16 protein-coding genes and 1 tRNA gene are annotated in these 18,547 nt (G+C 65.0%); 2 read left to right on the top strand and 15 right to left on the bottom strand.

Translation table 11 applies throughout. The features are described from left to right. Nucleotides 1-124: 124 nt before the first annotated feature. The 10 genes from Spa11_RS19375 to Spa11_RS19330 form a co-directional block, all read right to left on the bottom strand. Nucleotides 125-1,099 carry a hypothetical protein gene (locus Spa11_RS19375; RefSeq protein WP_145115642.1) on the bottom strand — a complete coding sequence of 325 codons (975 nt, stop codon included), beginning with the start codon at nucleotides 1,097-1,099 and terminating at the stop codon, nucleotides 125-127. 69 nt (nucleotides 1,100-1,168) lie between these two features. Continuing rightward, nucleotides 1,169-2,455 carry an NAD(P)/FAD-dependent oxidoreductase gene (locus Spa11_RS19370; protein ID WP_145115638.1) on the bottom strand — a complete coding sequence of 429 codons (1,287 nt, stop codon included), beginning with the start codon at nucleotides 2,453-2,455 and terminating at the stop codon, nucleotides 1,169-1,171. 102 nt (nucleotides 2,456-2,557) lie between these two features. Next, a complete protein-coding gene (locus tag Spa11_RS19365) occupies nucleotides 2,558-3,109 on the bottom strand; it encodes a hypothetical protein (protein WP_145115635.1) in 552 nt (183 codons plus the stop codon). Nucleotides 3,110-3,319: 210 nt separating this feature from the next. Continuing rightward, nucleotides 3,320-4,138, bottom strand: coding sequence for a thiazole synthase (locus tag Spa11_RS19360; RefSeq protein WP_145115630.1), 819 nt, complete (start codon nucleotides 4,136-4,138; stop codon nucleotides 3,320-3,322). Between the two features lie 140 nt (nucleotides 4,139-4,278). Continuing rightward, on the bottom strand, nucleotides 4,279-4,479 hold the full coding sequence (thiS, locus tag Spa11_RS19355) for a sulfur carrier protein ThiS (protein WP_145115626.1): 201 nt from the start codon (nucleotides 4,477-4,479) through the stop codon (nucleotides 4,279-4,281). Nucleotides 4,480-4,553: 74 nt separating this feature from the next. After that, entirely contained in the window at nucleotides 4,554-5,126 is a 573-nt protein-coding gene (locus Spa11_RS19350; protein ID WP_145115618.1) for a hypothetical protein, read from the bottom strand. A gap of 180 nt (nucleotides 5,127-5,306) precedes the next feature. Continuing rightward, a complete protein-coding gene (locus Spa11_RS19345) occupies nucleotides 5,307-5,990 on the bottom strand; it encodes a zinc metallopeptidase (RefSeq protein ID WP_145115614.1) in 684 nt (227 codons plus the stop codon). 77 nt (nucleotides 5,991-6,067) lie between these two features. Next, nucleotides 6,068-6,562 (bottom strand): hypothetical protein, encoded by a 495-nt coding sequence (locus tag Spa11_RS19340; RefSeq protein ID WP_145115609.1) that lies wholly within the window; start codon nucleotides 6,560-6,562, stop codon nucleotides 6,068-6,070. Continuing rightward, entirely contained in the window at nucleotides 6,559-7,161 is a 603-nt protein-coding gene (locus Spa11_RS19335; RefSeq protein WP_145115605.1) for a hypothetical protein, read from the bottom strand. The genes Spa11_RS19340 and Spa11_RS19335 overlap by 4 nt, the downstream gene beginning before the upstream one ends. A 320-nt stretch (nucleotides 7,162-7,481) precedes the next feature. Further along, nucleotides 7,482-9,455, bottom strand: coding sequence for an ATP-binding protein (locus tag Spa11_RS19330; protein WP_145115601.1), 1,974 nt, complete (start codon nucleotides 9,453-9,455; stop codon nucleotides 7,482-7,484). 168 nt (nucleotides 9,456-9,623) lie between these two features. Here Spa11_RS19330 and Spa11_RS19325 point away from each other — a divergent pair, with 168 nt between their 5' ends. After that, on the top strand, nucleotides 9,624-10,775 hold the full coding sequence (locus Spa11_RS19325) for a Fic family protein (RefSeq protein WP_145115597.1): 1,152 nt from the start codon (nucleotides 9,624-9,626) through the stop codon (nucleotides 10,773-10,775). Between the two features lie 139 nt (nucleotides 10,776-10,914). On the opposite strand, the gene Spa11_RS19320 is transcribed toward Spa11_RS19325, so the two are convergent. From Spa11_RS19320 to Spa11_RS19310, 3 genes are all read right to left on the bottom strand, one after another. Continuing rightward, nucleotides 10,915-12,801 carry an AAA domain-containing protein gene (locus tag Spa11_RS19320; RefSeq protein ID WP_145115592.1) on the bottom strand — a complete coding sequence of 629 codons (1,887 nt, stop codon included), beginning with the start codon at nucleotides 12,799-12,801 and terminating at the stop codon, nucleotides 10,915-10,917. A 213-nt stretch (nucleotides 12,802-13,014) separates the two neighbouring features. Continuing rightward, nucleotides 13,015-13,088: transfer RNA gene (locus Spa11_RS19315), tRNA-His, on the bottom strand. 375 nt (nucleotides 13,089-13,463) lie between these two features. Continuing rightward, complete coding sequence (locus tag Spa11_RS19310; protein ID WP_145115589.1) at nucleotides 13,464-14,843, bottom strand: hypothetical protein; 1,380 nt, start codon at nucleotides 14,841-14,843, stop codon at nucleotides 13,464-13,466. Nucleotides 14,844-15,167: 324 nt separating this feature from the next. Between Spa11_RS19310 and Spa11_RS19305 the strand changes: the two genes are divergently transcribed. Next, nucleotides 15,168-15,362 (top strand): cold-shock protein, encoded by a 195-nt coding sequence (locus Spa11_RS19305; RefSeq protein ID WP_145115584.1) that lies wholly within the window; start codon nucleotides 15,168-15,170, stop codon nucleotides 15,360-15,362. Between the two features lie 859 nt (nucleotides 15,363-16,221). On the opposite strand, the gene Spa11_RS19300 is transcribed toward Spa11_RS19305, so the two are convergent. Then, on the bottom strand, nucleotides 16,222-17,820 hold the full coding sequence (locus Spa11_RS19300) for a Ppx/GppA phosphatase family protein (RefSeq protein WP_145115579.1): 1,599 nt from the start codon (nucleotides 17,818-17,820) through the stop codon (nucleotides 16,222-16,224). A 314-nt stretch (nucleotides 17,821-18,134) separates the two neighbouring features. Further along, entirely contained in the window at nucleotides 18,135-18,368 is a 234-nt protein-coding gene (locus Spa11_RS19295) for a hypothetical protein (protein ID WP_145115574.1), read from the bottom strand. Nucleotides 18,369-18,547 lie beyond the last annotated feature (179 nt).

Raw genomic sequence — 18,547 nt, 5'->3', positions numbered from 1 at the left:
ACGGCGAGGACGCCATTTCTCAAGCCACGGTCCGTTTGGCGCTATCCATGGCGCCGCGCCGGATCCGCTCTGCGCTTGTTTCGGCTTACACTACAATGCTTTCGCCCTACACTACCAACGAGAACTAGTGTTTCCCAGGTTTCAGAGACGCCGTGGCGGCTCCCAATACGACAATCGTCAGGAGAGCAGCGCTCGTAGGCTCAGGAATTGACGCGACAACAAAATGAAACGGTAAGCCATCGGATTCGAAGTCGAAGCTTCCCCGCTTGAACCCCGCACGTGCGATGAAAGTAGCTTCGGTAAACGTCGACAGCAATTCAGGTTCAGAGAGGTTCGTCGGGAGTATGTCGCCCAGGCTATAGCGACCGGGATAGATGGCGTCCGCGATGAGGCCGATTGACGACGCGTTGGGCAGAGAGAGGCCGTCGGTGGGTGTCGTGTACTCCTCCGGGTCGAAGAGGCCTGCAGAAGAACGGAGCAGAAAGCTCGCGATATAGCCGCCGCTGGGACCAGTCGTATCTAGCACGACCTCTCCGCTCCAGGGACGATAAACCAGCTTTGCAGCAGATGCCCACTGCACCATATCGGGGTCGAAGAGGTCCCAGCGGTTATCGAACTCACGGCCGGGGTGCCCGTAGATAAACTCGGGTGCGAGCGCCGGGGTTCCCGTTCCGATGGCATCTACATAAGTAACGCCGCCCAAGGCGATATCGCCGAGGCTAAAGGTCGTCCTCTTCACACTGAAGAGGTCTTGCCAAGTCTCAGAGCCAATTCCGGTTGGCAGCACGTTGCCTATGGTCACCAGTCCGCGGATGTCCGTGGATAGCGAAGCGTCCGATAGAACCAGCGATTCAGTCGTGTAGAGCGTCGAGTTCGAAAGGCGAACTTGATTTTCGCTATTGAACCGAATGTCGGTTTGATGGGGATTCAGCCCAAAGCCGTAGGTGTGGATGCCACCTGTGCGAGTCTCGGCGGTATCGAGCGATACGTTACCCGTAAGCGGGTCATAGTAGACTTTCAAAGTAGCGGAGGCTGAGGCGCCGAATGCGTACAAACCAACGAACACTATGACCGCGGCAATCTGCGAATGAAGGCGCATGGAGAAACTCCGCTGAGAGTGAGGTTCGCAAAGTACCGTACTCCATTGTAGTTGGGCTGGCAATCGTTTTCAGCCGAGCGCCATAATTGGCTCGTCGCCGGTGCGCGGCGCGGACGCCATCTTCTCGAGCCACGGGTCGAGGTCGGCGAAGAGGGCGGGCATGTCGGGGCTGAACATCTTGCCTACCAAGAGGTCGGTCAGCGGGCCGGCGTGGTGCGGGTACTCTTGTACGAACTTGCCGACGCGGAAGTTGCCCGAGTAGAACGAGTTCACCAGCTTGCGGACCCACTTGGTTCCCTCGGCGAAGGTCGGCGCCCAAGCGCCGAGGCGTTCGGCCGAGAGGTCGCCGCTTTGCAGGGCATCGACGACACACTCGCTCGCCATGTCGGCCGACTTCATCGCGAAGTAAACGCCCGACGAGTAGACCGGGTCGATGAAGCCCCAGGCGTCGCCCACTAGCACCCAACCGGCGCCGGCGGCTTGCTTGGTCGTGTAAGAGAACTCCTTGGCGACGGCGAGGTCGTCGAGCGCTTCGGAGCCTTCCAGGTAGCCGCCCAGCACGGGGCAGTTGGCGATCTCTTGGTTCAGCACGTCGTTGGGGGCGCCGCGGCCCTTCAGTAGGTAGTCGTTGTCGCCGACCACGCCGACGCTGACGATGTCGTTCGACTGGGGGATGTACCAGAACCAGCACTTCTCGTCTTGCGTGTGCATGATGAGCGTCTTGACGCCGCCGCCCGACTCGTCGCGCTTGGCGCCGCGGTAGTGCCGCCAGATCGCCGCCTTGCGCAGATGGCCGTTCATCTCCTTCAGCGCGAAGCGGTTGGCGATCAGCGACGACTGCCCCGTCGCGTCGATGACGACGCGGCTGGTGATCGTCCGCTCGCCGTCGGCGGTGCGCAGCCGCACGCCGGTCGCCCGCGCCGTCGCGGCGTCATCGCCATCGAACAAGACCTCGAGCACCCGCGTCTGGTCGTGGCACTCGGCGCCGAGCTCCGTCGCGTTGTCGAACAGCATCTGATCGAACTCGGGCCGCTCGACGTGCCAGGTCTCGCTCGAGGCGTGGTCGTAGTGGTTGCGGAAGAAGAACGGCTTCGACTCGTGGCCGGTCGAGTTGACGAACTGCACGCCCACCTTCTTCGCGCAGCGGCTGGCGGTCAGCTTGTCGAGCACGCCGAGCTTCTCAAACGTCCAATAGGTCTCCGGCATGAGCGACTCGCCAACGTGATGGCGCGGCATCCGCTCACGCTCCACCAGCAGGGTTGAGAACCCCTCCTTAGCGACCAGCCCCGCCGCCGTACAACCCGCCGGCCCGCCGCCAAGAACAACACAATCGTAAGAGTCGGATTTTGGGCTCATAGATTTTGAACCACAAAGGAACGAAGGAACAAAGTTTCGATCGACAAAACGAGCTACTACTTCTGTCTTCCTTCGTTCCTTTGTTCCTTCGTGGTGAATACTTTACGGTCGGACGATTTCGAGGAGTTCGACAGCCGGGCGGCCTTCGACCAGGATCCGGGCGCTGCGGCCGTGGACGATGGTTCCCTGGGGGAGGTCCAGTTCGCGGGCGAGCCGCGGGCCGGCGGCAATGCGCCAGAGGGCTAGCAGCTCGACTTCGCGGAGCAACTCCGCCCTTATCAGGATACGCCCCAGCGGCGTTTCGCCCACCTCGATCTGGCGCCGGACCTCGGCGGGCAGCCCCGTCAGGTCGATCCGCATGATCCCCGACTGCACCACCCGCCCGTCCGACTGCCGTGATAGCAGGCTGTGGCGGGCGTAGCGGTCGGGCTCTCGGACCTCGCCCTCGACATGGACGTTGACGAGCGACTCGTGCCAGGCCTCGAGCGTGATTGTCATGTGCCCCGAGTGGGCCAGCAGCGTCAGGTAGTCGCCCGGCAGGTCGGACTCGCCCACCGGCGTGATCGACCCGAGTTCCGCTAGCGGCTCGAAGAACGCCTGTGCGAGCCCGAGCATGTCATGGAGGCGCTCACCGCTCTTCTCGGGGTAGATCATGCTGCAATTAGTCCCTACCGCGCCGCGGCGGGCAAGCGTGGCGACAGGGTGGGGGTTAGCTGATTCACCAACGAGGGACTCACCTTCCGATAGGCGCCTTTACTGAGGGATGGGTCTCCAGACCACGATTACGCGCACCAGGCCGTTTCCGGATGGAGACCGCAATCGGCGTCTGGAGACGCCTCCCACAAAAATAAATCGGTAGCCCCATCAGTCCTGCGGCTGCCAGGTGATGACGCCTTCGTCGGGGCTCGATGCGGTGGCGTACAGGCGCTTGGGGATGCGGCCCGCCAGGTAGCTGTCGCGGCCCGCTTCGCACGCCGCCTTCATCGCGCCGGCCATCCGCACGGGGTCCTTGGCGTGGGCGATCGCGGTGTTCAAGAGCACGCCATCAACGCCCAGCTCCATCGCCGCCGCCACATCGCTCGCCGCGCCGACGCCCGCGTCGATGATCACCGGGTAGGTCGGATCGTTTTCCTTGAGGTACTCCAGGCAGATCTTGATGCTATTGGTGTTGAGCACGCCCTGGCCCGAGCCGATGGGGCTCCCCGCGGGCATCACGCTCACGGCGCCGGCGTTCTTGAGCCGCTTGGCGACAACCGGGTCGTCGCTCGTATAAACGAGCACGTCGAAGCCATCGGCCACCAGCTGCTCGGTCGCCTTCACGGTCTCGACGGGGTCGGGGAGCAGCGTCCGCTTGTCGGCGAGGCACTCAAGCTTCACCCAATCCGCGCCGGGATTACCGAGGTCGCTGAGGATCTCACGCCCCAACCGCGCGACGCGCACCGCGTCCTCGGCGCTAAAGCAGCCAGCCGTGTTCGGCAGGATCGTGTAGCGCGACGTGTCGACGAAGTCGAGCAGGTTCCGCCCCTCAGCGTCGATGAGCCGCTCCCGCCGCACCGCGACCGTGATGCAATCACACCCCGATCGCTCCAGCGCCTCGGCCATCAGTGCGTAGGTGGCGTACTTGCCGGTGCCAACGATCAGCCGGCTGGAGAGGGTGTGGGCGCCGACGCGGAAGGAAGACATGGGAAAGGGGAAAGGCGAAAGTTGAAAGGGGAAAGCCAAGCAGCTAGAGGATCATCGCATTCCACAGGGGTCGTTAACAGCGCCCCACGGAATCCCACTCCGCTCATTCCACTTTCCCCTTTCCGCATTCCCCTTTAACTTCAGCCGCCTCCCACCAGCGTCACCACCTCCACCCGATCACCAGCGGTGAGGCTGGTCGTCGCATGCTCGGCGCGGGGGATGACGTCGAGGTTCCGCTCGACCGCGACGCCCTTCATGCGGACCTCGAGTAGTTCGAGCAACTGCGCAACCGTCACCCCCTCGGGGACGTCGCGCGGCTCGCCGTTGAGGTGGATTTGCATAGCAGTGGGCAGTGGGCCATCCCATTTAGCCCCTGGTCATTGACCGGGGGCTACGTGGTGGCCCACTTCGTTTCTCATTGATCCCGAACAAACTCGTTCCGCAAACTCGCCTTGGCGAGCGGGATAAACGTGCCGACCTGGGGCTTGCCCGCCGTTTGGTTGGCGCGGCTGTAGGGGATGCCGTAGGCGACGAGCTGGCCGCTGGTGGCCTCGACGACGTAGAGGATGCTCTGCGCCATGCGGCCCGAGCCGCGGGCCTGCTGGTCGCGGGCGAGGCCGGTCACCATCAGGTACTTGGGGTTCTGCACCGCGCCGGTGTTGAAGTCGTTGGCGATGTTGTACTGATAGTACGCGTTGAAGCCGGAGCCGCGGCTGTTGACGACCGTCGCCTTGAGGTCGCCGGTGAGGAAGTCGAGGAAGAAGAGCCCCTCGGTGCCGTCCTCAACGACCCCGGTCGCGATGACAAAGTTGTCGTGCGAAGCGGTCGCCATGGCGTGCACGTCGATCGGCGGCAGCGTGAGCGCGGGCTCGCTATGGCGCGTCGCCAGCACGCCGGCGGCGACGCCCGTGGCGAGGCAAGCGACAGCGACAAGCCAGAGACTGATCGACGAGAAACTGGCCGACGAGAAATTGGGGGAGGCCTTCATCCTGCGGGGCTCCAGTGGAGAGAGGTTGCTATCAGGATCGTACCTCGATCGAGCGACTGGGAACAAGCGGAAGGCTCGCTGCTGCTGCCGGCAATGCAACCGTAGGGTGGGTCGCGACCCACCATGCCCCCCGAGTCCGCTCTGCTTCTGGTGGGTCGCGACCCACCCTACGGGGCGACCTCAGCGGTTGCTGCTGCCGGCGAACCGCCACACGTAGTACAGCAGGATCATGATCGATTGCAGCGTGCCGGCGACGTAGGTCCACGCCGCGGCGTTCAGCACGCTGTTGACGTGGGACATCTCTTGCTGCGGGACGATGCCGTAGCTCACCAGCTGCGCCTTGGCGCGGTTGCTGGCGTCGAACTCGACTGGCAGGTTGATCAGCTGGAAGAACACCACGGCGGAGAACGCGGCGATGCCGGCCCACAACAGCGCAGGGAAGTTGAGCATGGCGCCGCCGATGATCATCAAGCCGCCAAGCCCGCCGCCGAAATTCGCCGCGGGGACGGCTAGGTTGCGGATCATCAATGGGCTGTAGTTCTTGGCGTGCTGCAAGGCGTGGCCCGCTTCGTGGGCGGCGATGCCCACGGCGGCCATCGTCCGCTCGCCGTAAACGCCCTGGCTGAGCCGCAGGACGCGGTGGCTGGGGTCGTAGTGATCGGTGAGCTCGCCGGGGATCGCCTCGATGCCAACGTCCTGCAGGCCCGCCGAGTCGAGCAGGTGCCGCGCCGCCGCGGCGCCGCTCAGACGAGCTGGGACCTGCGAGGCGGCGGCGTATGCCGCCTTGGTGCGGCCCTGTGCCCATAGCGCCAGCACAAAGGCGGGCGCGATGAACACGAAATACATCGGGTCGAAGTGGATCATTTTGGGTGGTTCGAAGGTTGGCCTGAGACGGCGTTGCGTGGCTATCAGCTCACCAGCACGCCCAACTCACCATTACGCTAGGCAGCTGGCGCCGGTTCGGCTTCCTGCAGGGCGGGATTGGCGGGTTGGGGCGTTTCGGCCGGTGGTTCGTCGGGCGCTTCGTCGGCTGGCATTTCGTCGGCTGGCGGCGGTTCTTGGCCGGGCGGTTGCGGCGGCGCCTGGAGTTGCGGCAAACCCGGCGCCAATTGCATTTGCGGCAGCAGCTGCTGCAACAGCTGCGGGATCGAGATCGACTGCTGGGGCCCGAGCGATAGCACCGGCTGGCCGCGCTGCAGGAATCCCAGGGCTTCGATCTTGCCGCCGACAATGTGCCCGTTGCCGATCCCGCCGACATCGAACCGCAGCTCGTTGCCCGTCAGCGCCGCGGCGGGGCGACCCTCGTTGTCCACCAACAGCAGCTGCTCGCAGACGATCTGCTTGGCCTGCGTCTGCTTGGCGAGCTTGTCGCGTAGCGCCGACCCTAGGGCGAGGAACAGCAGCGGGTAGACGATCCAGCGTTCGCGGTCGGTCACGGCACGGCCTTGGGGAGAGCCTCGGGGGTCGTTTGGGCGGCCGCCGTCGCGGCGCCAGCGGCGGGCCCTTCGTCGCCGGGGCGGCGGAAGAGCAAGCGCCCGAAACGCCGGTCGGCGTTCTGTTCGCGGAGCACAAAGCCCTCGCCATCGACAGGCCGCAGCGCCTCGACGTCGTACCGCCGCGTCTCGAAGGTCTGCTTGCCGTCCACTTCGCCGCGCTCGACGCTGATCTCCAGTACGCCGCGGCGGCCCTCGATCGAGGACAGTTGCCACTCGCCCACCAGCGGCTCGCCGCCGGCGAGGCTCATGCGTGCGGCGCCCGAGTCGTCGAGTTCCAACTCAACCCGCACGCTGTTGAACGCCTCCAGGTCGGTCGGCGGCGTCTCGGCGGCGGCCTCGGCGATCGCCGGGTCGTCGGGGTCGGACTCCCGCGTCGGCCATTCGCGGACGGTGCGCTCGGCGGCGGACTCCGGCCGGCCAACCCACCGGCCGTCGAGCCGCTGCGAAAGCGACAGCGGCGTATCGCACCCCATGAAAAGGACAGCGGAGACTAGCGGCAGTAATCGTGGCAACAGAGGCGGCAGGGCGGGGCGGTTCATGCCACGAAGTCTAGGGCGGAACGCGGCCGGACCGAAACCCAGGGTCGTTGCTTCGGCGCCCTCGCCGGTGGTTCCCTCCGGTCGCTGACGAGCATCTTGCCGGTCTTGGCGATCAAGAGGTTATGTCGAACGCTAGGCAAAGAACCGGGGGCTAAGGCCCCGCGGCTAATAAGCGCTCGCCCGTAAGTTCAGCCGGCACGCCTTAGCGTCCGGTTCTTCCACTTACGACGATGGATGCAAAGTGCTTTTGCGCTCCCGGCTCGCCAGCGAGCAAAAGGCGAGCCGGGAGCGTCAGCGACCGGAGTGCAGCACGAGCAACTTCAACCCGGGCTAACGAACCTCACGACGAAGTAAATCGCCACGAAGATCACCATCACGACGAGCGCCAGCTCCACCACCAGCGCAATCCATGCCGACAGCGGCAGCACCGGCGCGTCGGTCGAAGCCGCGCCACTTGCCGCGGCGTGCTCGCTGTACGCCTCTTGCCATTTGGTGCGGGCTTCGACGGGCTTCGAAAGCTTTCCTCCGGCGCGTCCCGCGGCGGCGAAGACCGAGCTGGTGCGGCGCTGCGTCGCCTTCTTGTTCGCCATCGCGAAGATCAAATCAAACAGCCGGTAGAGCACCTCGATCCCGCCGAGCGGCAGCTGCAGGATGCTCCCGAGGAGTTCCGACTCACGCTTCTGGAGTTCGCGCCGCGTGGCTTCGACCTTCTTGGCGTCGACAACGGGCTGTGGCGTCTCGAGGTTCTTTTGGTCGGGCTTCGGATCGGGCGCAACCTCGGGCGGAGCTTCGTTCGGATCGGTCCACACCGCCGGCTCGAGTTGCGCGGGCTTCTTCGTCGCGCGCTCTTCGCCGACGAACTTTGCCCGCACCGGGTCCATCAACTTCTTGATCTGCCCCCGCGACAGCGGGCCGGCGAGGTACGACATGGCCCACCGGGTTTGGAAGACCCGCGGCTCGTCTTCGTGGACGTTGTTGAGCAGGAACACCCGGTTGCCGAGCGCGGCGAGCGTCTGCTCCATCTGTTGTTTATTGAAAACGCTCCCCGCTTGCGCCGACGCGCCTTCGAGCCCCTCCATGACGCGCATCTTGTCGCGCTCGGTCTGCAGACGGCCGAGGAACCAGGCGCCGGTGTTCGAGAGGCCCTTGTAGTCGAGGTCCACCGGGTTCTGCGTCGCCAACACGATGCCGACGCCGAACGCCCGCGCCTGCTTGAGCAACGTCAGCATCGGCTCCTTGCTCGGCGGCTTCTTCGACGGTGGGAAGTAGCCGTAGACCTCGTCCATGTAGACCAGCGCCCGCAGCGAGCTCGTGCCGGCTTGCGTGCGCGTCCAGGCGAGGATCTCGTTGAGCAAGATCGTCACAAAGAACATCCGCTGTGCGTCGTCGAGGTGCGCGATCGAGATGATCGAGTGCCGCGGCTTCACAACGCCGTCGGGTCCGGGCGGCGAGTAAAGCAGCTGCTGCACATCGAGCGGTTGCCCCGTCATCCAGCCGGCGAACGAGGGGCTCGCCAGCAGGTTGTTGAGGTCCATCGCCAGCTTGGTGCGTTCCTTTTCCGGATAGAACGTCTCGAGGTCCATGACACCGACCGTCGTGAACGGCGGCTTCTGGATCTCACGGATCATCTCGGCGATCGACAGGTCCTGCCCGTTGTTCCACGCCGTCGTGAGGATGTTCGATAGCAAGATGTGCTCACGGCTCCGCACCGGGTCGGCGTCGATGCCGAGCAGTGCGAGCAACCCCGACACGGCCGACTGAACCCGGCTGCGGAACGCGTCGGTGTCATCAAGAAGCGCTTGAGGCGGCGCATCAAAACTCTTCAGCACGGTCATCGGGATGCCGTGCGAGGCGCCGGGCGTGAAGATAAGTCGCTCGACGGCGTCGTCGTAACGCTGGACGCGCTCGGGGGACTCGTCCCAACTGGCGAGTCCGTTCTTCCACAGCTGCGCCGTCTCGGCAGCCAATTCGGCGGGCGTGATCCCTTTGCGGTCGGCGACGGCCGGATCGATCCAGGGCTCGAAGTTCTCCGCCGCCAGCTTGGGAAACCCCAGCAGCAGGTTCCCCAAATCCCCCTTGGGGTCGATGCAGATGGCCGGTACGCCATCCAGAGCGGCCTCCTCCAACAGCGACAGGCAGAGCCCCGTCTTGCCGCTGCCGGTCATGCCAACGCAGACGGCGTGCGTCGTGAGCTGCCCCGACTTGTAGAGCAACGGCGTCGCCGAGTTCTCCCCCGTCGCCAGGTCGTGGTCCCTGCCCAGGTAGAAGTGGTTGGGGCTGTCGATGTCGGGCATGGGAGCTGTCGATTGGAATTGTAAGTCGTTGTTGGGAATGATCTTAGGCGCGGAGGACTCCAAATAAAAATAGCAAGATTGGAATTTTCGGCCTATTATTCCAATCTCTGGCGGCACTTTGGAATTGTCGGCAATCTGCTGACGATCACTCCGCCAAGCGAGTTCGACATGGACCCCTCCCTGTTTACCAGCCAATCGCCCGGCGATCTCGTCTCGATCGAGACCGTCTGGGGGAAGGACTACGCCTACGTCCCGCACCCGCTGCCGCCGGCTTGGGAGTTTCCGATCGAGGTCTGGCCGCTGCTCAACGAGGCGACCAACCGGCTGAGCCTGCTGGAGGGGATCGGGAGCACGCTACCGAATCCTGGTCTATTGCTACGACCGCTCCGTGACCGTGAGGCAATCCGCTCATCGGAGATCGAGGGGACCTACGCCAACCCCCGTGAGTTGTTGCTGTTCGAACTCAAGCCGCGGGAGTCGCAGTCGGCGGAAGACCCGGCGAATGACCAGCGCGAAGTGCTGAACTACCGGCGGGCTTTGGAACATGCCGAGCAGACCGAGCTACCGCTCTGTCTGCGACTGCTGCGCGAACTGCACCACATCCTGTTGACAGGCGTGCGTGGCGCCGACCGCACGCCGGGTGAGTTCCGCCGTCTGCAAGTGGCGATCGGAACCAAGGGACGCTTCGTGCCGCCGCCGCCTCACTTGATTGGGGACCTGCTATCACCGTTCGAGGCGTTCTTGCATCGCAAGGATCGACCGTACCATCCTTTGGTCGATTGCTTCTTGGCGCACTATCAGTTCGAGACGATCCACCCGTTCGCGGACGGCAACGGCCGTGTGGGTCGGCTGTTGTTATCGATCATGGTGCAGCAAGCTTGTGGACTGTCGAAGCCGTGGTTGCACCTCAGCGAGTTCTTCGAGAGCCGCCGTGAAGAATACTACGGCGGACTGTTCGGCATCAGCACCGATGGCGATTGGAGCCGCTGGATCGCGTATTGCCTGAAAGGCGTCGCGTCACAAGCGACGACAACGGTCGAACGCTGTAAACGACTTCTGAATGCCCGTGAGGACTTCAAGAACCGCGCTCAAGCGATCGGTGGATCGGCGCGGCTGCAAGGGATTGTCGATGGCGTCTTTGAGTCGCCATTGGTGCGGATCACCGAGTTGCGCGACCGCTTCAACATCGACTACAAAACGGCGCGCACCGACGTTGAAAAGCTTGTTGCAGCCAAGATCCTTGCTGAGCTGCCAGACCAGTACCCCAAGACCTACTACGCCCCCGAGATCTTCGCCATCGCCTACGAAGGCCTTGAGTAGGGTCCGCTGTGCGGACCGTCGTTGGCGGCAGGCATTACACCGCAACTCCGCTTCCTAACGGGCGCGGCTCGAGCCGCGCCCGTTAGGAAGCGGAGTTGCAACCGGGACAACGTCAAATCTACGGTCCGCATAGCGGACCCTACTCGCCGAGTTCCCAGACGCTTCGATACGCGCCGGCGGTTTGGAAGTGCTCTAGCAACGCCGCGTAGAACGGGTCGCCGCCGAGGGTGGCGCTGTCGCCGACGATACGCAGCGCTCGGCGGGCGCGGGTTAGTGCGACGTTCGTGCGGCGGGTGTCGGCGAGGAAGCCGATCTCGCCGATCGCGTTGCTGCGGACCAGCGTGATCAGGACGACCTCCTTCTCACGGCCCTGGAAGCCATCGACCGTATCGACCTCCAGGCCCTCGACACGCAAGCGGTTGCGGATCAAACGGACCTGCGCGGCGTACGGAGCGATCACCGCGATCTGCGACGGCTCGACGCCCGCTTCGAGAAACGCCTGCACCTGATCGACGGCCCACCGCGCTTCGCGGGGGTTGCGCTTGCTCTGGCCGTCGGGCTCAAGCTCCTCGTCCCAGCCGGCGCCGGCGGTGTCCCAGAACTCGATGACCGGCGCGGGTTCATCGCCGGGGACGAACGTCGGCAGTCCTTCGAGTTGATGGTCGCGCACCGACTCGTCGGCGATGAGGTCGCCGTCGTAGAACTGTTCGTTCGGAAAACGCATGATCGCCTCGTTCATGCGGTACTGCACGGTGAGGCGGCGGAAGAGCGATTCGCCGTGCTGTGTGACGAGCCGTTCCATCGGGCTCACCGCCAGGCCTTCGCGGGCCGCTTCCCGGGACACAACCGTCGGCGGCAGTTGGCAGTGGTCGCCGGCGAGCACCATCCGCTCGGCCCGCAGCGCCGCTTGCCACAGCGCCGGCTCGGCCGCTTGGCCCGCCTCGTCCACGACGACCAGATCGAACCGCCGGTCGCCCAGCAGGTCTTCGTCGATCGTCAGCGTCGTGCAGACCACGTCGGCGCCGGAGAGGACCTGTTGAACGATGTGCCGTTCGAGTTGCCGGGCGTGGCGGCGCAGCTCCTTGGCTTCCTGGTAGTGATCGTTGCGGCGTTGATGGGCGTTGCGGGCGCGGGTGGGTTTCGACGCGGCGCGCATCAGCGACTCCGCTTCACGATACATGTCGCGGACGATCGCCGTCCCTTCGTCGGCCTCGACCAGCTCATCGAGCGTGTGCCCCCGCAGCGCCTCGAACACCCGCGCCGGGTGGCCGACGCGCACGACCGAGGGTTCGAGCGGCACCAGCTTTTCGAGCAGGTTATCGACGCCCGTGTTGCTGGCCGCACAGGCGAGGACCTTTTCGCCACTACGGACGGCTTGGGCGATCAACTCGGCGAGCGTCGTCGTCTTGCCGGTCCCGGGGGGCCCGTGAATCACGGCGACGTCGCGGGCCGAGAGAGCGAAACGCACTGCGTCTTGCTGCGGGCCGTTGAGCCGGGTGACGAAGTCGTACTTGTGTTCGGGGTTGAAGCGAGGCTCATCGATGCCGATGAGGATGTCGCGCAGCCGACGCGTCACGCCGGTCGCCATCCGCGCCCGGGCCATGCCGCCGAGCTGACGCAGCCGCGTCGATTCATCCGGCGCCAAGTCGATGCGGAAGTGCTTGCCGGCGGGCCAGTCGTCCAGAGCGACTTCGATCGCCGTCGAGCTGCGACGGCTAACGACGCCCGTGAAGCCCGCCTCGTGCGGCCGGTCCTCGTCGCTCACCACGACCGGCGAACCGACCTTCAGCCGATTCATCGGCAGCAAGGCGTCGCCCCCCTTGGCGAAGTCCACCAGTTCGCGCCCGCCAAGGCCGGTGCGGTTGTCGACGCGGCGGAGGTTGATGATCGTCTCGCCCGACCGCTCGGGGTTGCCGCCCCGCTCGGCACGGCGCCGCTCCGCCATCCGGGCGCGTTCGGCCTCCCCCTCCATGGCGAGCCAATGCTCAAGCTGATCGAAGTAGCTATCGGGGGTCGCCCAGGGCATCGATGAGAGAGGGCTTTCCACCAACGAGAGGAAGGAGAGCCCACGACGCCCTTTTCAATTGTCGCCGTCGTGGGAGGGGAGCGGGTACCAGTAGCACACCGACGACTAACGTCGCCGGCTCGCCGCGAATCGCGATGGAACGCGAACAGCTATTGCCGTTCATCGAGCGTGGCGAAGTCTTGGCGTTAGCCAAGCTGAAACCGCCAGGAAAGGGGTGGCTGATGGGTCTCGAACCCACGACCTTCGGAATCACAATCCGACGCTCTAACCAACTGAGCTACAGCCACCATTTGTCTACGGCCGCCGCCGGCGTTTGGCCGCGAAGCGTAGCCCAGAGATCGTATCGGCACGCCTTTGCCGCGGTCAACGGGTCGGCGTTTGTGGAGGGGCTGAGGATTTGAGGGGCTGAGGGAATGAACGGGTCCGCTTGCGCGTCCCCTTAGCCCCTCAGCTCCTTAGCTCCTCAGCCCCTCCCCCCATCAGCGACCCGTGCGGTGCAGCAGGCCCCAGACGGCGGCGCCGCCGACGGCTAGGCCACTGGCGAACGCGACGGCTAGCGAGGGGAGGTCGAACGAGGTCAGGTGGGCGAGCAGGGCCATGGTGTTGGCTATCCGTGAAGTTGGGCCGTTAAGCTGGGAAGTTGTGTGGGGGAACCACCAAGACTAGTGATCCGGCCCGGCCGGGACAAGTTCGCCCAAAAACCGCCGGTAGTCCTCGTCGAGTTCGGCGGCGGAGCGGCCCGTCTGACGGACGATCTCTTCGCCGTCGGGACGGCCGCTGTAGACGGCTCGCAGCGTGCGGACGAGGGCTTCGCGGTCCGCAGCGGCGTGTGGGCCGTGGCGGAACATCGCTACGAGGCCGGTCGCCTGGGCGTAGATCGGGGCGAGGTCGTCGCGGCGCTGCAGGTCGGTCTGGCCCATCGCCGCCAGCTCGGCCAGCGGCAGCACCGGGCCGCGGGCCACGGCCGAGGGGAGCCGCCCCTGGGCCGGGTTGCCGAGGGTGTAAGTGGCTGGCTCCTGACCCGGGGCGAGCAGCTCGAAGTAGCAGGCAGCGCCCTCGACCAACCAGAAGTTGGCGTCGCGCCCCGCGCCGCGGCGGCCGGGGCCGTTCTCGGCGAACAGCTGATGGGCCGCTTCGTGGTAGAGCGTCGCCCGGGCGAGCTGGAGCTCGGCGGCGTCGGCGCCCTCCGGAGGGGCGAAGAAGTGGGCTTCGCGGCTGTCGTCGAAGTAGATGCCCAGGGTCTCGGCGATACGCGGCTGGCGGCGGCGGAGGTGCTCGACGTAGCCCCGCTTATCGCGGTGGTAGTAGACCCGCATCGGCCGCGACCGCTTGCGGGCCATGCGGTCGCCGGCGAAGAGGGCGCGGACTTCGCGGTCTTCGAGCCAGTAGCCGGCGAAGGCCTGCCGCCAGACCTGGAAGAGGCCCTCCAGCTCGGCCGCCAAGCGGGCGCCGGCTTCGAGCGAGTGGTTGGTCGTGACGGCGAAGTGGTCGGTGCGGACGGTCCAGCCGTCCTCGATCTCGGTGTGGCGGGCGGCGTCGATCTCGGCGGTCACCCAGCGACGCCCGTAGAGGCGTTCACCGGCCTTGTAGCGGGCGTTTTCGTCGTCGGTTAGCCAACCATACTGGGGCCGCCAAGAGGCGTTTTTCAAGCCATTGAACGCCTCGTACGGGGTGCGCCAGACCCCCTCGACCAGCTCGTAACCGAGCACCCGCCGGGCGTCGGGGTGGTCGGGGTCGGCGTGCAGCGTGCGGGCGGCGAGGTCGAAGGCCTCGGAGGAGGCGCCGGCCTCGGCGGCGGCTTGGGCCTGGGAGAAGAGGGCGCTGGCGTCGATTGGGGATTGCGGATTGGGGATTGCGGATTGAAATGGGGGGGCGTGTTCCGTTGAGGAATCCGCCTTCCGCAATCCCCAATCCGCAATCTGCCCGAGCCCCTCCGTGTAGACATCCGGCGCAATCGGCACAACCTGGCCGAGCCAAGTCTGGGCCGGGGCGAGGCTCGCCGCTAGCAGCAGGAGGATCGGTGGCGCCACAAGTCTTGCCATGCTTTCAGTTTAGCTCAGGGGGGCGGCGAGCCGGGTAGAAGAAAGGACCCAAAAACACCTCTAAAAACAGGGCAAACTTTTGGCCAAGAAAGTTTGACCCCCGGGGCACTCTGCCTTAGATTGCAGCCGGTTTGGGTCGCGATTGCGGCCCACCGAAATTGACCCCTGCGTTCCGCTTCGCCGCCGCCCGTCTGGAGCCCCCAGCCTGTTCCGCAGAAGGCTCCCCCGAGAGACGACGAGGTTTTTTCCTGAGTTGGGCCGCCGCAAGCAGCACGGTGCGGCCGCCACAAGCGACTGTTTTTGCGTGCTCTGAGAGATGATGAGTTGACTGGTACGGTAAAGAAGCTGACGGAAAAGGGTTTTGGTTTCATCGAGGGCCAGGGGGGAGACATTTTCTTCCACTGCTCGGCAGTGCTCGAAGGTGGTTACGACAGCCTGCGTGAAGGTCAGCAGGTCGAGTACACCGAAGGGCAAGGCCCGAAGGGTCCCCGCGCTGAGAACGTCAAAGCGATCGACTGATCGCCGAGGCGGCTCAGAAGAGTGACAATCGAATCAACGCCGCCCGGCGCCGCTCCCATGCGACGCCGGGCGTTTCGTTTGAGTCTCGCTGAAGGTTTCGCGCAGAGACGCGGAGACGCAGAGAGACAACGGCGAGCCGACCACGCAAGTGGCCGGAGGAATCACGCAAAGGCGCGAAGGCGCAAAGGATTAGAGCTTGTTGCGACCACGTTTGCAGAAAACCTTGATCGAGTGCTGGAAGGAACTTGTTGAGAATGAATATTCCCAACGTCGTGTGAACTCGGAGCGAAGCCTTCAAGCGGCGTATTGGGCAAAGCTTAATGGTGCGCTTAGTCCTAAAACGCATCGCATCTTTATCGAGCCTCGACTTTCGCCCGACGATGGGACAACTAGCCTCTTCCCCGACTTGGTGATCTGCAACTCGCAACGCGTCGTCGCTATCGTCGAGTTGAAGTATCAGCCAAGAGCGAAGCCATCGACCGTCAAGGATCTTAACTCGCTGACGGCTTTAGCGCATGCCGAGAACGTCGCTCTAACGGCTGACCACCGGTTCGCGGGTCCGCAATCAAAGCCACGCCCATACGCATTGAACGATAAGGTGCTCTACGTCTGGGCAGGCATTCACCGTCAGACGCCCGAGGACATAGTCGGCGCGTCACCCATCATCTGCCCTTCCTTGCTGGAAGGCCGATTCCTCTGCCTCAGAGCCGTCACATCACGGGACGCGGCGCCAATCATTCGATTCGAGCAGTAGGACCTTTGCGCCTTCGCGCCTTTGCGTGAGTCCACCGACCACTAACGTGGCCGGCTCGCCATCAACCTCTCCGCGTCTCTGCGCGAAACTTCCCGGCGCGAATCCTTACGGCGTCACCACGAACTCGACGCTCCGGCCGAAGACGCGTTCGAAGAGGTCGACTTTGCGGCGCGCCGCCCAGAGGTCGACTTCGGCGTCGCCCGTGGCGCGGATGGCGATCTCGACGGTGGACTTCGTGACCTTCACCGCCACGTCGTTCACTTGCTGCTGGTGCGTGCGGTCGAGGGCGAGCGCCAATCGGAGGATCGCCGCCAGTTTGGCGACGCGTTCTTGGTCCTCGACGCCCAGCGCCGCGAACGGCTTGTGCTTCTGCTTGGGGCGGGAGCCGCGGTGATAGCGGGCGACGTTCGCCACGACGCGGAGGTCGTCGCGCTCGAAGCCGGGCAGGTCGCTGTTGATGATCAGGTGGTAGCTGTGTTTGTGGTGCCCGTCGTAGTTGACGAGGTAGCCGACGTTCGACAGCACGGCCGCGGCCTCGATCAGCGGCTTGTCCGAGACCCGCAGGCCGAGCGACGGTTCGAGCTGCGTCGCTAGTTCTTCAAGCAGCTTCGACGCCATCCAGGCGACCTGGCGGGCGTGCGGCAGGTCGGTGCCGCAGCGCTCGGCGAAGCGCTCGACGGCTTCTTGGCGTTCGGTGGCGGTGAGGGCGCGGCCGCTGGTCTTCGACGACTCGACCATCGTTAAGAGGAGCCCGTCACGGACGCCGCCGGTGTGGACCTGCACCTCGTTGACGCCGAAGTGCTTGAGGATGCGGTCGATGACCATGAGACCGGCGACGATGATGTCGGCGCGCTTGGGGTTGAGGCCCGAGACCTTCGAGCGTTCTTCGAGCGTCATCCGCGCCAGGTCGGCGATCAGGTGGTTGAGGTCGGCGCGGTTGACGCGGTAGCCGCGGGCGGTGGCGTCCTCGCCGGCGCCTTCGCGGCCGAGCATCATCCACGCCAGCGCCGTAAAGGTGCCGCCGGCGCCGTAGACCATCGCCGGCGCTAGCGGCGGCTTGCGGGCGTGGCGGCGGAGCACGTCATCGATGTGGCGCTCGGCGCCGTCGATCTGCTTCGCGGTGCACACGCCGGTCAGGCCGCAAGCCTCGGCGACGCGCACCGCGCCGAGTCGGGTGGCGTAGACCTCTTCGACAACGCCGCCGGCGGCGAGCACGATCTCGGTGCTCCCGCCGCCGATGTCGGCGACGGCGACCGCCTTATCCGACACGTCGAAGGCGCGGGCGACGCTGAGGAACGACAGCCGGCCCTCTTCGCGGGGCGGGATGATATCGACCTTGAGGCCGAGCTCTTCTTGGATGCGCTGGCAGAACTCCCGGCCGTTGGCGGCGTCGCGGACGGCGCTGGTGGCGATGGCGCGGATGTTCGCGACGTTGTAGCCCTGGGCCATCGTCACGAAGCTGCGCAGCGCGGCGATGGTGGCCGCCATCGTGTCGGGACAGAGATGCCCCGTCGCGGCGAGCGACGCGGCGAGCCGGGTGTTCTCACGCTCTTCGTCGAGCACCTGGTAGCCGCCATCGACCGCCCTGGCGACGACGATGCGGACGCTGTTGGAGCCGATGTCGATCGCGGCGAGGCGGTCGTTGGCGGTCGGCGTCGCGGTGGCGCCGTCAGTGGCGTCGGCGGTAGCGCTGGGCTGGGTCACTCGGTTGGCGTCCTGCGGCGTGGAGGGTCACCACTAGGATAACGCGCAGCGGGGCGGCAATCTGCGTGCCTCGTCGAATAAGTTCACCACGGAGGCACGGAGGGCACGGAGGGCACGGAGAGGGGAAGAATGATCAATGACCAAGCCTCAATGACCAAGCCTCAATGACCAATGAAGGGATCAGGAGTCAGGAAGTCAGTATTCAGGAAGAGGTCGGAGCGGTAGCTCCTCATTGGTCGTTGGTAATTCTGTTAATCCCCTTTGTGCGTCCTCCGTGCTCTCTGTGCCTCCGTGGTTAATTTAGAAGAAGACGCTCACCGATCCGTGAACAGCACCCTGCACATGTAGAGGGCGGTCTTGAAGAGGAGGCTGACGGTGAACGCCCGACTCACCTTCGGCGTTGGTTGCGGCGCTGCGGCTTCGCGGAGCAGGTCGCCGCAAGTCGTGTCGCTCTTGGATTCCAGCGTGGCCCAAAGGCGCAACTCGTTCGAGCAGTTGGCTTCGAACGGCTGATGCGGTTGGTCGTATCGCCAGGGTGGTGGGACCATGGCTGTGGACTCCGGGAGCGGGAAAGACGCTCGACGGGACCAACGACAACCCGTTTCGGTTCACCGTAGACGAGAATTTCCTGGGCCAGATCGCTGATCGAATGGCCTTTTATGCTTACCACCGAGGCACAGAGGATACGGAGTAAAGCACAGAGGGAGCCAACAAATGACCAAGCCCC

The sequence above is a fragment of the Botrimarina mediterranea genome, assembly GCF_007753265.1.
GTDB classification, from domain to species: Bacteria; Planctomycetota; Planctomycetia; order Pirellulales; family Lacipirellulaceae; genus Botrimarina; species Botrimarina mediterranea.
The sequence above is the reverse complement of the archived record's forward strand: the minus strand, read 5'-3'. Positions and strand labels throughout refer to the sequence as shown.